This is a genomic window from Spirillospora sp. NPDC048819, assembly GCF_040650055.1.
Lineage (GTDB): Bacteria > Actinomycetota > Actinomycetes > Streptosporangiales > Streptosporangiaceae > Spirillospora.
This window is the reverse complement of sequence record NZ_JBEZGN010000002.1, coordinates 464,005-479,375: the sequence shown is the minus strand read 5'-3', so window position 1 is coordinate 479,375 and position 15,371 is coordinate 464,005. Positions and strand designations below refer to the sequence as shown.

Sequence of the window (15,371 nt, the reverse complement as noted above, 5' to 3'; positions counted from 1 at the left end):
ATCACGTTCTAGGAATCCCCGCTGTGCCCCGCGAAGGAGAGCGTTCCGAGCGCGGCGCCGAGGGCGCCGCGGCGAGCGTCGTCCGGCCGAACTCCAGGGCCACGAGTGCGGCGGCGAGCCACACGACGTCGAACCAGGAGCGGAAGGCGACGTTGCGCGGCTTGTAGGACGGCCTGAACTTCCGGTCGAAGAGATAGAGGGACTCGGCCGCGATCCACCGGTCGAGCAGGTGCACGGCGCGGTGGCCGGCCCTCTCCAAGGGGGTGCGCTCGTCGGCGTCCAGCAGCCGGCGGAACGCGGCGAAGTTCAGGGAGACGACGCCGTGGCCGCGGCGTTCCGCGTACTCGATCATCTCGACGATGAGCCGCTCGTGGACGCCGTTCGGGCCGCCGGGGACGCGGCGCATCGCGTCCAGGCTGACGCCCTCGCCGGCGGTGACGTACCGCTGGAACGCGATGGGTTCCTTGTCCTCGTCGTAGGCGACCGCGACGATCGCCCCTGGGTGGTAGCCGGTGAGCAGCTCGTCCAGGTTCATCGCGAAGCCGCGCTCGGCCGCGCCGCCCAGCGAGCGGGACGCGACGTCCAGCAGTCGCTCGCGGAGGCCGGGGGCGAGCTCCCGTTCCGGGACGATCCGCGACGTGACGCCCGCGTTGACGGTGCGCTGGACCGCCTGGCGGACGTTGCGCATCCGGCGCCCGGACAGGGTGAACTCGCCGGGCCGGACGATCACCTCGTCGCCGTAGCCGATCGAGCGGAGGCGCCCCCAGACGGGGAGGAGGCCGTCGCTCGCGCCGAGGACGGCGGGCCGCCAGCCGGCCGTCCGGCACCGCCCGAGGAACGCCCCGACCGCGCCGGCGTGCGAGGCGGGGTCGCCGACCGGGTCGCCGCCCGCCACCGCGATGCCGAACCGCACCCGGTAGCCGATCGCGGCCCGCCCGTCCGGGCTGAACGCGTAGGACTTGTCGCGGCGCAGGGCGAACGGGGCCAGGGTGTCGGAGCCGGGGTGGGCGACCAGGCCCGCGACACGCCGGCGGTCCGCCTCGCCGCCGGGCGGGGGCGCGGGGGCGGGCGCGAGAAGCGTGACCACCATGACGATGAGCCCGGCCGCGCCCGCCAGGCCGAGGGCGCCCGGCAGCCAGGACGCGCCGTCGATGGGCGCGCCCGTGGCCCCGAGCCCGCCGGCGACCTGGCCGACCGACCGGACCGACACGCCGCCGAACAGCAGCGAGCCGGAGACGGCGGCGACCGCGAGAAGTGCGCCAGTCCTCACCGCTGCGCGGACGCGCTCGGGGTGCGGGCGGACGGTGAACCGGTCGCGCGCCGGCCACAGGCCCACCAGGACGACGGCGAGCAGCGGCGCCCGCCACGGCACGCCGGCACCGGCGAGGACGGCGTCACCGGCGCGGGGGCCGTCATCGGCGAGCACGGCGAGCAGCCCGAGCAGGACCAGGACGACGAGGCCGTACCAGGCGGCACGGCGGCGCAGCAGGACGCCGCGGGCGACGAGCGCGAGGGCGGCGCCGAGGGCCACGGCGTGGACGGGGGCGAGCGGCCCGCCCGTCACGAGACCAGACGGCGGGCCGAGCCAGCGCGGAGACTCCGTCAGCGCCGGTGCCGCGATCAGCACGGCGACGAGCATCGTGGCGAGCGCGAGCGGCCACACCGGCCGGTCCGGCCCGCCGGTCGCCGCCGCCCGGGGGAGGTCCCCCCGGGATGAATCGCCTGCTCGCACGGAGGACACCTCCCCTGGCCCGCGCACCAAGATCCTTTGAACGGCCATACCCGGCGGGGGCGTTTCAAAGCGCCGGGGCGACACCGGCCGCGCCGCCCCGGCCGCGGTTAGGCTCGTGGTGATGAAGAGGCTGCTGATCGTTCACCACACTCCGTCGCCGTCGGTCCAGGCGATGTTCGAAGCGGTGAGGGCCGGGGCGTCCACCGACGAGGTCGAGGGCGTGGAGGTGGTGTCCCGCCCGGCGCTGACGGCGTCCGCCGTGGACGTGCTGGAGGCGGACGGTTATCTCCTGGGCTCGCCCGTCAACCTCGGTTATCTCTCCGGGGCGGTCAAGCACTTCTTCGACCAGATCTACTACCCCTGCCTGGAGGAGACGGTCCGCCGCCCGTACGGGGCGTTCCTGCACGGCAACAACGACGCGACGGGTGCGCTGCGCGCCATGGAGTCCATCACCACGGGGTTGAAGTGGAAGGCCGTCCAGCCGGCGGTGGTCGTGCTCGGCGAGCCCGGCAAGGCCGATCTGGAGGCGTGCTGGGAGCTCGGCGCGATCATGGCGGCCGAACTCGGCGGCGTCTGACCCGGCCGGCGTCTGATCGGAGAGCGTCCGATCCGGCGGCGCGGCGATAGCGTGCCGACATGAGTGGTTTCCGGCACGTGGTGATGTTCAGGTGGGTCGAGGGGACGACGACCGGCCAGCAGGACGAGGTCGCGGAGAAGCTGGGCGAGCTGCCCGGCGTCATCGAGGAGATCCGGGAGTTCAGCCTCGGCGCGGACGCGGGCGTGAACCCCGGCGCCCACGACTTCGCCGTGGTCGCGGACTTCGACTCGCGCGACGCCTATCTGGCCTACCGCGACCACCCGTCCCACCGCGCGGTGGTCGAGGAGTACATCGCGCCGATCATGGCGGAACGCGCGTCCATCCAGTACGAGACGTAGGCGGGACGTGACGGGGAGACACGGAACCGAGCAAGCGCTTGTGCGTAGAATGGTTTTCGGGTTAGTTTCCCAAGACGCCCTCCGGGGACGGATCGCGCCCCGTTCCCGGTGGGCGGCAACTTGACCGGTGCCCGAGCGGCGCCGGACGCCGGGCCATGGGCACGCCCGGGACGCGGAACCGGGCGCAGCCGACGGCGCCGGCGTACGGGCAGGGGCTGATCACCCCCGGCTGCGGACGCTCATGATCTCGTCGCGGAGCTGCTGCGGGGACGCTGCCTCCAGCAGCCGCGGCCCGCCGTGCAGCGGCACCATGGCCCACCACGACCCGGTGGCCTCGCCGTACCAGACGCGCACACCCGGGAACTGAGCCTGCAGCCCGCGCGCCGTGGCGGCGCGCATGGCCGCGGGCGTGGGCTCGTCGCGACCGGCGGCGCCCCGTTGAGCCGTCATGTCGCCCTCCCCCCGTAGATGTCCTCAGTAACAGCGTCCCCACGGGCCAAAACGTCACCCCTACTCGGCAAATAGTGACTAAGCACACTATGGGGGTTAGGGGACGTGCACAGTGGGATACCGCGCCGGATGTGCTCGAACCGATGTATTCGGCGGGCCGAATCACGCCGTCCTCAACGGCGTCGCGGTCACGGCATGCGTCGCGGGAAGCCGCGCCCGGCGTGCGGGCCGGCGGCTAGTGGAGGTTGATGCCGTCGAACATCACCTTGAGGTAGTGCTCGGCGAGGCCCTGGGCGTCCAGCCTGCCGCCCGGCTTGAACCAGCGCACGGCGACCCAGATCGTGTCGCGGACCATGCGGTAGGTGAGCTTCGGGTCGAGGTCGTCGCGGAACAGCCCGTCCTTCTGCCCCGCGCTCAGGGTGTCCACCCACATCTTCTCGACCTCGTCCTCGGACTTGGTCAGGTAGGAGAAGCGGTCCATCCCCTTGAGGTAGTTCCAGTCGTTCTGCATCACCGTGATCGCGGCGCGGTGGGGCTCCAGGGAGCCGAACGCGGCCCGGACGAGGCCGGCGATGGTGTCGCGCGGATTCCCGCTCTCGTCGAGCACCGCCTGGTACGCCGACATGATCTCGTTGAAGAAGCTGGCGAGAATCTCGTCGACGATCGACTCCTTGGAGTCGAAGTGGTGGTAAAGGCTGCCCGAAAGAATGCCGGCCTCATCGGCGATGTTGCGGACGGTCGTGGCCTGGAAGCCCTTCTCGGCGAACAGTTCTGCGGCCAGCTTGACGAGGTGCTCGCGCCGCTGCGACGCCAGGGCCGCGGAGCCTTTGCCGCGGCGGCGGGCGCCGCCCTCGCCGCCGGCGCGAGTTCTGGATCGTCCGGAATTGGCGCTCGTGGTCGTCACCCTCTCATTATGCCGTGTCGCCCAACCGCTTGCTCGATCGACCGCCCCAGACTACGTCGTGCAACAAGCGCTTGCTACGGATGGCGTTCACGTGTTCGCCTAGGCTCGGCACATGCCCGATGTGATCGTTTTCGACCTGTACGGAGTGATCGCCCGCACCCAGACGGCCGGGGCGGTGCGGCGGATCGAGGAGATCGCCGGCGTCGCCGGGGCCCCGTTCTGGGACGCCTACTGGTCCTGCCGGCCCGCCTACGACGCCGGTCAGGAGAGCCTCGCCTACTGGGCGGACGTCGCCGGCCTCCTCGGCACGGCGTTCCCCGACGTCCCCGCACTGATCGACGCCGACCTGGACAGCTGGACGGAGGTGGACGACACCATGGTCGCCCTCGTCCACGAACTCGCCGACGAGGGGCGCACGCTGGGGCTGCTGTCCAACATCGTCAGCGACCTCGTTCCCCGCTTCGAGGCCCGCCACGGCACCTGGCTCGCCCGGTTCGACGCGCTCACCTACTCCTGCCGCATCGGCGTCGCCAAGCCCGACCCGCGCGCCTACGAGATCTGCGCCGAGCGCCTCGGCGCCAAGCCCGCCGACGTCATCTTCTTCGACGACAACGAGCACAACGTCCTCGCCGCCCGCGAAACGGGAATGCGCGCCGAACTCTTCACCACCCCCACCCAGGTCCGCACCCTCATCGCCTAGCCGTACTGCCCAGTCGTCCTACGCGGCCGCAGGGCTGCCTCGGGGGCATGTGAGGGATCTCGCATGGGGGTGTGTTCTTTGGGAAGGGGCACTCTGGTCGAAGTAACTGGATTTGGTGTCCAATAGATCCAGGTGAACCCCCGGGGGTGGCGGCCTTGCGTGCTCATCAGTCCGAACGTCATGGCGCCCGCGCCGCGCCGCGGCTGCTGCTCGACCTGTGGCTCATCGCGAGGCCGGCGATCTGGCTGGTGTCGCTCGTCCCGTTCTACGTCGGTCACCTGCTGGCGACGCGGTGGCTCATCGCGGGGCAGGACGCGTGCGTCCCGCCGGGCGGCGCGTGCCCGGCGGCGGTGACGCCGGTGCTGACCGGGCTGGTCGTGTGGGGGCCGCTGGTGTGGCTGGCCGTACTGGCCATCAACGACGCGTTCGACCTGGACGGCGACCTGCGCAACCCGCGCAAGGACGACGCGCCGCTCGTCGAGGGGCGGCTGAGCGCCCGTGCCGCGGTCGTCGCCGCGCATGTGACCGCCGTGGCCGCGCTCGTCGTGGCATGGACGGTGCGGCCCGCGTTCGCGCTGGTCACCCTCGGCTTCCTCGTGCTCGGGTGGCTCTACAGCGTGCCGCCGGCCAGGCTGAAGGACCGGCCCGGGTTCGACGTCGCGACCAACGCGGCCGGCGTCGGCGGCTTCGCGCTCCTGGCCGGCTGGACGGTCGTGCGGCCGCTCGACGGCTTCCCCTGGATCATGGCGGTGGAGGGCGTGCTGGTCGCGGCGGCCCTCTACATCCCGACGACCGTCACCGACTACCGGGCCGACCTCGCGAGCGGATACACGACCATCGCCGTCCGGCTCGGGCCGCGCCGGGCGTACCGGATCGGCCTCGCCGCCTGGACGGCCTCCTGCGGCATCGCGGTGGTGCTGGCCGCGTTCGGGCACGTCTTCCCGCACCGGATCCTGTGGGTGGAGGCGGCCTTCGCGCCGGTGCTCATCTGGGTCTACCACCGGTTCCTGGGACGGGCGCGCGAGCCGGGGGAGGTGCTGCACGGCATCATCGTCGTGAGCTGGGTGTTCCTCGTCCCGTATCTGGTGTTCGCCCTCATGTACACCGGCGTCCTCTAGGACGGCGGAGGGAGTTCGCCGCCCGCCTCCGCCGCCTGCGCCAGCCGCTCGCGCAGGGTCCGCAGCAGCTCGTCGCCCTGCTCGGTCAGCCGCTCGATCGCGGGCAGCGCCAGATCGTCGCGGACGCTGTCGGCGATCAGCTCGTCGTACTCGTGCGCCTTCTCCGCGATGGCCTCCAGGTGGCGCTGGGCGCGCAGCACCTCGTCCGCCGACCGGGCCCGCTCCGCGTAGCGTTCGAGCGCCTCCACGCGGCGCGTCACGGCCTCGACGGAGATGTCGAGCTTGTCGCGCAGCGGACGCAGCGCCGCCTCGACCTCGGGAAGCGTGGTGACGCCCGTCAGCTCCGCGTGCTCGGTGCGCAGCCTCGACTGCTTCGCCAGGACCTGCGCGATCTCCCACTCCTGCCGCGGCAGCGTGACCGCGTTGTCGACCGCGTCCAGCAGGCCCTCCCGGTTGACCTCGGAGTCGCGGACGGCGTCGATCGCCGCCTGGACGCGCGCCAGCATCGCGCGGCCGTCGTCGTCGAGGTCCTGGGGGGTGAGGTAGCGGTCGCGGCGGCGTTCCAGCTCGCGGGCGCGCCGCAGGTCCAGCGAGACCGACGGGGTGCCGAGCGCGACCAGCACCGCGAGCATGCCGAGGCCGACCAGCCACAGCGAGCCGAGCAGCGGGGAGCCGAGCAGGCCGAGGCCGAGGACCGTCAGCGGCGCCAGCCACAGCAGCGGCCGGCGGCGCGCGACGATCGTGTCGAGCTCGGCGCGCAGCGAGGGGTCGGCGACCGGCCGCGGCTCGGCGGGCGAGCCGTCCTCGGGGGCGCGGGGCGGCGCGATCCGCCGCCAGGAGGTGGACACGTGCGTCTCGAACGCGAAGTCGGTCTGCGCGATCTCGATCTCGGTGGGACCGGGGGGCAGCGGCCACGAGCCCACGGGATCGCCGCCGCCGGGCCCGGTGAAGCGCACCCACCAGCCGCCCTTGCCGTCGTCGCATCGGTAACGGCCCGGGGCTACGTCGATGCCGACGAAAAACGTTCCGATTCCCGGTATGGAATCGCTCCACGCGCCACTGGTCACCGGTGACCTCCGACCCGACTGCTCCGCCGTGCCCCCTCGCCCCCTCCGGCGAGGACCGTCCAGCCCGTAACAGGAATGACGTCCGGGGGACGACAAGAGTTGCAGTACCCACATCCGTGTCCGGAAAGCCGGATCGGGTTTGGAATACTCCACACGTGCGACCTGACCATGACCCCCTCGACGATCCGCCATGGGCGATGCAGTTGGTGGTACGCGCCGAGAAGGCCGATCCGCCCAAACACGGCGCGGTCTGCGAGGCGGCGGCGACCGCGGTCGTCATGCTGCTCACCGACCCGCGGGCGAGCGGGCCCGACGGCGAGTGGCGGGAGGCCGTCCGCGAATGGGAGGCGCGCCGCATCCGGAAGGTGACGCGGCGGGCGCGGGGCGTCCGCTGGCCGGAGGCGGAGGCGCTTCCCGGCGTCACCGTCGAGCACGCGGGTGCGCAGGTGCGGGCGTTCCCGCCGGGCCCGATGTCGGACGTCCCGCCTGAGCTGGCCAAGCTTCAGGTCGCCGGGCTCGACCTGGCCGACGAGGAGGAACCGGGGCCGCCGCCCCAACCCCCGTACGCCGCGATCGCCCTCAACCCCGACGTGACGATCACGACCGGGAAGGCCGCCGCCCAGTTCGGGCATGCGGCGCAGCTCCTGCTGCGGCAGGGCCGCCGCAAGGACGTGGCGGCGTGGGTCGAGGGCGGCGCCCGCGCCCACCTGGTCAGGGACCTGCCGTGGCGCAGCTGCGTGAAGCGGGCGGCGGTCGCGGTCCGCGACGGCGGGTTCACCGAGATCCCTCCCGGCACGATGACGGCCGTCGCCTGGATCGTCCGCGAGTAACCGCATCCGGCCCCGGCGAGGACGCGGCGTGCCGGACGCCGTTGTCCGGCACGCCGCCTGCATCGTCAGGGGAGGGTGACGGCGACCGGGGTGATGCCGGCCTTCTCGATGAGGGACGGCAGCCGCCTCGCGAACGGGTGGTGGTCCGTGGGCAGTCCGCGCGGGTTGTCGACCACGTAGTGGACGACGTCGCCGCTGCGGCTCTCGGCCCACGTCGCGCCGGCCGACCGCAGGACCGCCGCCGCCCCGGCGGCGTCGCCCGCCTTCACCGAGACGCGGATGGGCGACTCGTACGACGGCAGCGCCGCCGCCCGCTTCGCCGCCTCCGCGGTGGCGCTCGCCCGCGGCGCCGCCTCCTTCTCCGGGTCCGGGCCGAGGATCGCGTTGTAGAGCAGCTCGGACGTCCCGTCCGTCAGCGCGCGGAAGTTGGGCTCCGCCGCGAACAGCACGGAACGTCCCTCGCCGACGGCCTGGTCCACGACCGCCGCGGTGCCGCCCAGCTCGGCCGCGCCGCGCTCGAAGCCGGAGACGAACCAGTCGGGCGAATCCGCCTCCGGGTACGACACGGCGACGCCGCTGGACGCCTTCATGACCAGGTCGTAGGCTGTGAAGTTCCAGACCGTCCCGCCGACGTCCTCGGACAGCGGGCTGTCCTCGTCGACCTTCACGCGGAACAGCGAGCCGGGGATGTCGGACGTCGGTTCGGACAGCGTCGCGGTCGTCAGGCCGAGCCGCGCCGCGAGCTGCGTGCCGCCCTGCCAGCCGATGTAGCGGCCGCCGTCGCGCGTCCACTCCTGGAGCGCGGTCCGCCCGGCATCGCCGAGCGCGTCGTAGGCGGACGACACCGGGCCGTCCGGCGTCACCAGGACCTCGATGCCCGCCAGCTCGCCCGCCGCCACGTCCGCCGGGGTCAGCAGCGTGAACGGCAGCTTCCAGTCGCGGTCGAAGCGGTGCCGCAGCCAGCCGGCCGACTCGCGCGCCGACGACGACGTCGCCGAGAGCTGGAGGATGCCGATCTTCGGCGCCTCGCCCTCATGTCCGGGACGCGGCGCGGGAAGCGTCCGCACCGGGACGGCCCGCGGCCGCAGGACGGCGCCCGACGATCCGCCGGACACGTTCGCCAGCAGCGGCAGGCTCCACGCCGTCACGTCGTAGAAGTACGGGAACGGCGTGTAGGAGTCCTCGTTCAGCATGGCCTGGATCCAGTGCTTCTGGCCTTGAGCCATCGAGATCCAGTACGTGCCGGCGGGGAGGGTCGTCTCGGCCTCGGGACGTCCGTACGGCTTGAAGTCCGGGACGGTCAGCGGCCGGACGAGCTTCTCGACGCGCACGCCCATCCGCTGGAGCTTCCGCACGACGGTGCGGACCTCCTCGCGCTCGGCCGGGTCGCCGGCCCGCAGGAAGTAGTGCCGCACCTTGCGGTCCGGCACCTGCCGGACGACCTCGTTCGGCGGGTTGTAGATCTGGTTGGGCTCCAGCTTGCCCGCCTTGCCCTGCTCGTAGGCGTCCACGGTCATCTGGCGCCACTCGGTGAGCACGCGGTGCCGGTTCCGGGCCGCCGCCGACAGCGTCACCCACTGGGTGAGGTACTGCTCCTCCACCTTCTCCGGGGACGGGCTGTCGTTGCCCTTCTCGAACGTCATCCCGGCGGCGTGGAACCCGCTCGTGGGGACCGAGTCCCCGTACCCCTGGTAGAAGAGGTCGTAGACGTCGCGGTTGAAGAAGTCGATGCCCCGCCGCGTGAACTCGGCGGCCATCGACGCGCCGTACAGGCCGTTGATCCAGCCGATCGCCTGCTCGGGCGTCTCGTGGTAGATCGGGTCGGCGTTCGGCGGGAAGAAGTACGACGTCCCGCCCATCTCGTGCGCGTCGATGTAGAGCGCCGGCGGGTACTCGTTCAGCATCGCCAGCTTGCCGTCGGTCTCCGGCTGGGTGCGCGCGAACCAGTCGCGGTTCATGTCGAAGCCGTAGGCGTTCTGGCGCGTCCCGGCCTCGCGGCCGTCGGGGTTCTGCATCGGCAGGATGATCACGAGCGCGTTGTCGAGGATCGCCTCGGCCGCGCAGTCCTCGCGGTCGCCGAGGCCGCGCAGCACCTTGAGCGCCGCGTCCGTGCCGCTCGGCTCGTTGCCGTGGACGTTGCCGCTGACCCACAGGATCGGGACGCCGCGCTCGGTGATCCGCTCGGCCAGCGCGGCGGGCGTGCGCGGGTCGCGCAGCAGGCCGGCCTGCCACCGCACCTTCGCGAGGCCCGCCTTGGACATCAGCTCCGGACGTCCCGCGATCGCGTACTTCAGCGGGCGCCCCTGCGCGGAGGCGGCGAGCGTCCCGGACACGACGCGCTCGCTCTTCGCGGCGACCGTCTCCAGGTACTCGTCGGACTCGGCGGCGGTGACCTGCCGCTCGCCCAGCTCGAAGCCGAGGACCTGCTCAGGGGAGGGGACCTTGCCCCGGTAGACCGGTTCGGTCCGCGTTGGATCGCAGCCGTCCGCGGGCGCGGCGGGGGACTGCGCGGCGGCCGGCGCCGCGAGCGACGCGGGTAGCACGAGGGACACGGCCAACGCCAGTGGCCACGCCAGTTTTCGGGCTCTCATGAGCCACAACGTGACACCGGACGGGGGGCCCACCAAGGGCAAGATCTGCCAAGATCAGTCGGATCGTTCGGGGCGGGGCCGCGGCCCGGTGAGGGCGGCGGCCCGGTTGATCGCCTGGAGGGCGAACTCCTGCGTCCGGGTGAGCCGCCTCCCGCTGTCGGACACGGCGTCCCCGTCGTCCTTCGGCGCGTTGGCGAGCTGGGCCTTCGCGCTCAGCCCGTAGGACAGGAACAGCAGGACGACGAACGCCGCCAGATAGAGCAGGTGCTCGATCAGCCCGCCCCACCTGGCCGTGAAGACGTCCAGGACGGCGAACATGGCGAATCCCGCCATCCAGCCGGCCATCGGCGGCACGAAGAGCATGTCCCGGCGCAGCGCCACCCCCACGACGGCGGAGGCGACGAGCGCCAGCTCGATCACCTTGACCGCGGTCAGGACGGCCGCGGCGGGGACGGACCCGAAGTAGCCCTCGATCTCGTCCTGCCGGTCGCCCCACAGCAGCACCGCGCTGACCAGGCCCGTCATGCCGTACGCGATGAGGAACACGCCGACCGCGTAGTGGATCCGGTGCCAGGTGGCCACGCCCGGCGCCGGCCGGGTGCCCGGCGCATTCCCCGGCGCGCCGCCCTGGCCGGTTCCCTGGCCGATTCCCGGTCCGCCGGGCGGTTCCACACCGAAGACCGGAGTGGGTCCCGGGTCTCCGCCCGCACCAACCGTCATCGTCGCCCCCCATGCTCCGGCACGTGTGCTATGCGCAAGATATCCCGGATAGGGTGCCGTGGACCTCCGAAACGCGGGCCGCCTGCCACGGCCGTACCGCGCGGCCCCTCGGCCGCGCATCGCCGCAACCCGGTTGACCGGCTCGAAGTGCATGTGCTTGCACCCGGGCGGGTGAAGCGGGAGGCTGGGTTCTCGTCGGGCCGCGCGGAGTCCGTGAGGAACTGAGGATGACGCCTGACGATACGGGAACCGCCGCGCCTTCGAAGTCGCGGATCGAATATCTGGAAGAACTCGGCGACGAGCTGGTCAAGCGTGGCTTCCGGGTGCGTCTCACCCTGCCCCGCGGCCAGTCTCCGAGCCTGCACGTGCTGAATCCGGACGCGTCCGCCCTCACGGAGAACATCCTGGCGGAGCAGGGCGCGGACGGCTGGTGGTACTGGTGGTCGTGGGCGGAGCGGATCGCCGCCGCCGACGACGTCACCACCGCGGCCGACCGGGTCGCAATGGTCCTCGCCGCCTGCTGAAGAGGCCGGGGTGGTCACCTCATGCCGCCCCGGCGTGCGCCGGCGTGAATGTTGAGCCGCCGAACATACTGCGCCGTCCCGGCCGGGACGGCGCCGCCCGCCGCGCCTCATCGCCCGTGCCCCGCCTATCGTGCTCTTCCCCATGTTGATCTCGCGTTACGTGATTGTTACGCCCCACAACAAATCACCTCCCGAGAGGTCTGGCGTGACGGGCGGGCACGACATAAGTTGCGGGGCACAACATTCACGCCGGTGGACGTGTGATCTCGCTCACCGGCTTGGCGACCCCCCGGCCGCGCCAACGGCGGCCCACCCCAGAAAGGACCCGGGCAATGCGCAAGGGGATCCTCAGCCTGATGGCCGTCATGACGGCCGGGGCGCTCAGTCTCACCGCATGCGGGGACGACGGTTCCGAGAAATCCGGTGCCTCCGGCGACGTCAAGGGCAAGGTCGGCGTGATCCTGCCCGACACCGCCTCGTCGGACCGCTGGGAGAGCTTCGACCGGCCCTACCTCCAGCAGGCGTTCAAGGCCGCCGGCGTCGAGAGCGACATCCAGAACGCGGAGGGCTCGGCCCAGCGGTTCCAGACCATCGCCGACCAGATGCTCACCAGCGGCGTCACGGTCCTGCTCGTGACCGGCCTCGACTCCAGCTCCGCGGCCGCCGTCCAGCGCAAGGCGCAGGCGCAGGGCGTCAAGACCATCGACTACGACCGGCTCACGCTCGGCGGCGTCGCCGACTACTACGTGTCGTTCGACAACGTGAAGGTCGGCGAGGAGATGGGCAAGGGGCTGCAGAAGTGCCTCGGTGACGAGAAGGCCAACATCGTCTACCTGAACGGCGCGCCGACCGACAACAACGCGACCCTGTTCTCCCAGGGCTCGCACAACATCCTCGACAAGAACGCCAACTACACGAAGGTCGCCGAGCAGGCGGTGCCGGAGTGGAGCGCCGAGAAGGGCGCCACGATCTTCGAGCAGATGTGGACCGAGCAGCAGGGCAAGATCGACGGCGTGCTCGCCGCCAATGACAACCTCGGCAACGCGGTCGTCTCGATCCTCAAGAAGAACAAGCAGGCCGGCAAGGTCCCGGTCACCGGTCAGGACGCGACCGTGCAGGGCCTGCAGAACATCCTCGACGGCACCCAGTGCATGACGGTCTACAAGCCGGTCAAGAAGGAGGCCGAGGCCGCCGCCAAGCTCGCCGTCTCCCTGATCAAGGGCGAGAAGGGCGAGACCAACGGCACCACGAACGACCCCGAGGGCAAGCGCGACGTGCCGTCGGTGCTGCTGACCCCGATCGGCGTCAACGAAGAGAACATGAAGCAGGTCGTGGACGACGGGTTCGTCAAGGTCGCGGACCTCTGCAAGGGGGCCTACGCCGCCAAGTGCAAGGAAGCGGGCATCCAGTAGTCGCCCCCCGCTGACCTCGTGGCGGGCCCCGTACCGCTGAAGGCGCCCCGGGTACCCGGAAACCCGGGACGCCTGGGGCCCGCCACGGGCATGACCTGAACCCTGGAAGGAAACACGTGGCAGACAACGGAGACCCCGTCCTCCGCCTGACCGGGCTCAACAAGAGCTTCGGTGCCGTCCATGTGCTGCACAACGTGGACTTCACGGTGCGGCTGGGCGAAGTGATGGCTCTCGTCGGCGACAACGGGGCGGGGAAGTCCACCCTGATCAAGTGCATCGCCGGCATCCACCCCATCGACTCGGGGCAGATCGAGTTCGACGGCCGCCCGGTCACCATCGACGGGCCGCGGGACGCCGCCGAACTCGGCATCGAGGTCGTCTACCAGGACCTCGCCCTCGCCGACAACCTCGACATCGTGCAGAACATGTTCCTCGGCCGCGAGCGGCGCAAGGGCATCGTCCTGGACGAGCCGTCGATGGAGGAGGCGGCACGGGAGACCCTCGCCCGGCTGTCGGTCCGCACCGTCAAGTCCGTCCGCCAGCAGGTCTCGAGCCTGTCGGGCGGGCAGCGGCAGACCGTCGCCATCGCCAAGGCGGCGCTGTGGGAGTCCAAGGTCGTGATCCTGGACGAGCCCACCGCCGCGCTGGGCGTCGCGCAGACCCGCCAGGTGCTCGACCTCGTCCGGCGGCTCGCCGACACCGGGCACGCCGTCGTGCTCATCTCGCACAACATGAACGACGTGTTCGAGGTGGCCGACCGCATCACCGCGCTCTACCTCGGCCGGGTCGCGGCGGACGTCGCCCGCACCGAGGTCACCCACGGCCAGGTCGTGGAACTCATCACCGCCGGCCGTTCCGGTGATCTCGGCCTCGCGCCGCAGACCGCCGCCGAGAGCATCTGAAGGGGGACCAGGTGTCCACCGACATCCCCAAAGGCAAGGAGGCCGCCGTGAAGCTGGCGGACTCGGACTTCGCGACCGACCGGCGCGAGCACGACATGAAGTCCGCGATGCTGGACTACTGGCACAAGCTCAAGGCCGGTGAGCTCGGGGCGCTGCCCGCCATCCTCGGCCTGGCCTCGCTGTTCGCGCTGTTCACCATCCTGAAGCCCGACACGTTCCTCAGCACGGGCAACATCGCGAACCTGTCCACGCAGGCGCTGCCCATCACCATCCTCGCGATGGGCCTGGTGTTCGTCCTGCTGGTGGGCGAGATCGACCTGTCGGCGGGTGTGGCGAGCGGCCTCAGCGCGGCCGTGATGGCCAAGCTCCTCGTCGACGCCGGGCAGCCCTGGTACGTCGCGGTGATCAGCGCAGTGGCGGCCGGCATCATCATCGGCGCCGCGATCGGCTGGCTGGTCGCGATTCTGCGGATCCCCTCGTTCGTCGTCTCGCTGGCGTTCTTCCTCGGGCTGCAGGGCATCACGCTGTGGCTGATCGGCGAGGGCGGCACCGTGCCCGTCCGCGACGAGGTCATCGTGGCGCTGGCCACCAGGAACATGCCGATCTGGCTCGGCTGGGCGCTCGCCGCGGCCTGCTCGGCCGGCTACGCCGCCACGCAGCTGCTGCGCTGGCGCCGCCAGCACGCCCGCAACCTGCACTCCAAGCCGATCGAGTTCGTGCTCGGGCAGTCCGCCATCGTCGCGGTGGTGCTGCTGGGCGCCACCTACGTGCTCAGCCTGGACCGCGCGCCCAGCCCGCTGATCAAGCTGGCCGGCATCCCGTGGGGTGTGCCGCTGGTCGGCACCCTGCTGATCGCGTGCACGTTCATCCTCGGCCGCACCTCCTTCGGCCGGCACATCTACGCGGTCGGCGGCAACGCCGAGGCCGCCCGCCGGGCCGGCATCAACGTCGTCCGCATCCGGATCTCCGTCTTCATGATCGGCTCCGGGCTGGCCGCGATCAGCGGCATCGTGGCGGCGTCCCGGCTCAACTCGGTCGCCACCGACGCGGGCGCCGGGAACACGCTGCTGTACGCGGTCGGCGCCGCCGTCATCGGCGGGACGAGCCTGTTCGGCGGACGGGGCAAGGCCCGCGACGCGGTGTTCGGCGGACTCGTGATCGCCACCATCGAGAACGGGCTCGGCCTGCTCGGCACCAAGGCCTACCTCCAGTTCCTCATCACCGGGGTGGTGCTGCTGCTCGCCGCCAGCATGGACGCGCTGGCCAGACGCCGGCGATCCAGCGCAGGGCGGTGACCCGCGTGGGAGCGGTGATCCCGTGAACACGGCCGGGGACGCCTGGGAGCCGGTGGCCCGCGCCATCGGCTCCCCGGCCCTGTCCGACGGCCCGCGCGGGCCGTCGGGCGGTTTCGGGGCGAAGAACGCTGCTGATACTCTCGCTGACCAGGCCCGCCTGCCGCGCGGCGGCGGTGCGGCACGGTGGGAG

The 15,371-nt window shown here is 71.8% G+C and carries 15 protein-coding genes; 9 read left to right on the top strand and 6 right to left on the bottom strand.

From position 1 onward, the window contains the following. Position 1 precedes the first annotated feature (1 nt). Complete coding sequence (locus AB0C35_RS05310) at positions 2-1,732, bottom strand: phosphatidylglycerol lysyltransferase domain-containing protein (RefSeq protein WP_358450875.1); 1,731 nt, start codon at positions 1,730-1,732, stop codon at positions 2-4. Positions 1,733-1,853: 121 nt separating this feature from the next. Between AB0C35_RS05310 and AB0C35_RS05305 the strand changes: the two genes are divergently transcribed. Both AB0C35_RS05305 and AB0C35_RS05300 read left to right on the top strand, forming a co-directional pair. Beyond that, positions 1,854-2,309 (top strand): flavodoxin, encoded by a 456-nt coding sequence (locus AB0C35_RS05305; RefSeq protein WP_358450873.1) that lies wholly within the window; start codon positions 1,854-1,856, stop codon positions 2,307-2,309. Between the two features lie 59 nt (positions 2,310-2,368). After that, positions 2,369-2,668 (top strand): Dabb family protein, encoded by a 300-nt coding sequence (locus AB0C35_RS05300; protein WP_358450871.1) that lies wholly within the window; start codon positions 2,369-2,371, stop codon positions 2,666-2,668. Between the two features lie 219 nt (positions 2,669-2,887). On the opposite strand, the gene AB0C35_RS05295 is transcribed toward AB0C35_RS05300, so the two are convergent. Together AB0C35_RS05295 and AB0C35_RS05290 are read right to left on the bottom strand one after the other, a co-directional pair. Next, complete coding sequence (locus AB0C35_RS05295; RefSeq protein ID WP_358450869.1) at positions 2,888-3,118, bottom strand: hypothetical protein; 231 nt, start codon at positions 3,116-3,118, stop codon at positions 2,888-2,890. 235 nt (positions 3,119-3,353) lie between these two features. Then, positions 3,354-4,022, bottom strand: a complete 669-nt coding sequence (locus AB0C35_RS05290) for a TetR/AcrR family transcriptional regulator (protein ID WP_358450867.1) — start codon at positions 4,020-4,022, stop codon at positions 3,354-3,356. A gap of 112 nt (positions 4,023-4,134) precedes the next feature. Between AB0C35_RS05290 and AB0C35_RS05285 the strand changes: the two genes are divergently transcribed. After that, entirely contained in the window at positions 4,135-4,722 is a 588-nt protein-coding gene (locus tag AB0C35_RS05285; protein WP_358450865.1) for an HAD family phosphatase, read from the top strand. A 155-nt stretch (positions 4,723-4,877) separates the two neighbouring features. Beyond that, positions 4,878-5,840 carry a UbiA family prenyltransferase gene (locus AB0C35_RS05280; RefSeq protein WP_358450863.1) on the top strand — a complete coding sequence of 321 codons (963 nt, stop codon included), beginning with the start codon at positions 4,878-4,880 and terminating at the stop codon, positions 5,838-5,840. Here the strand turns inward: AB0C35_RS05280 and AB0C35_RS05275 are convergent. Continuing rightward, positions 5,837-6,907: a hypothetical protein gene (locus AB0C35_RS05275; protein WP_358450861.1), complete on the bottom strand. Its 1,071-nt coding sequence runs from the start codon at positions 6,905-6,907 to the stop codon at positions 5,837-5,839. The genes AB0C35_RS05280 and AB0C35_RS05275 overlap by 4 nt on opposite strands. A gap of 155 nt (positions 6,908-7,062) precedes the next feature. Between AB0C35_RS05275 and AB0C35_RS05270 the strand changes: the two genes are divergently transcribed. Then, entirely contained in the window at positions 7,063-7,737 is a 675-nt protein-coding gene (locus AB0C35_RS05270; protein WP_358450859.1) for a hypothetical protein, read from the top strand. A gap of 65 nt (positions 7,738-7,802) precedes the next feature. Here AB0C35_RS05270 and AB0C35_RS05265 read toward each other — a convergent pair whose 3' ends face one another. Beyond that, on the bottom strand, positions 7,803-10,328 hold the full coding sequence (locus AB0C35_RS05265) for a M14 family zinc carboxypeptidase (RefSeq protein ID WP_358450857.1): 2,526 nt from the start codon (positions 10,326-10,328) through the stop codon (positions 7,803-7,805). Between the two features lie 54 nt (positions 10,329-10,382). Next, entirely contained in the window at positions 10,383-11,048 is a 666-nt protein-coding gene (locus AB0C35_RS05260; RefSeq protein WP_358450855.1) for a hypothetical protein, read from the bottom strand. 227 nt (positions 11,049-11,275) lie between these two features. Between AB0C35_RS05260 and AB0C35_RS05255 the strand changes: the two genes are divergently transcribed. From AB0C35_RS05255 to AB0C35_RS05240, 4 genes are all read left to right on the top strand, one after another. Beyond that, entirely contained in the window at positions 11,276-11,572 is a 297-nt protein-coding gene (locus AB0C35_RS05255; RefSeq protein ID WP_358450853.1) for a hypothetical protein, read from the top strand. Positions 11,573-11,904: 332 nt separating this feature from the next. Further along, the gene (locus AB0C35_RS05250) at positions 11,905-12,984 is read left to right on the top strand and encodes a substrate-binding domain-containing protein (RefSeq protein ID WP_358450850.1); all 1,080 of its coding nucleotides are present in this window, start codon (positions 11,905-11,907) and stop codon (positions 12,982-12,984) included. Between the two features lie 116 nt (positions 12,985-13,100). After that, positions 13,101-13,886, top strand: a complete 786-nt coding sequence (locus AB0C35_RS05245; RefSeq protein ID WP_358450847.1) for an ATP-binding cassette domain-containing protein — start codon at positions 13,101-13,103, stop codon at positions 13,884-13,886. 11 nt (positions 13,887-13,897) lie between these two features. After that, entirely contained in the window at positions 13,898-15,181 is a 1,284-nt protein-coding gene (locus tag AB0C35_RS05240; protein ID WP_358450844.1) for an ABC transporter permease, read from the top strand. Positions 15,182-15,371 lie beyond the last annotated feature (190 nt).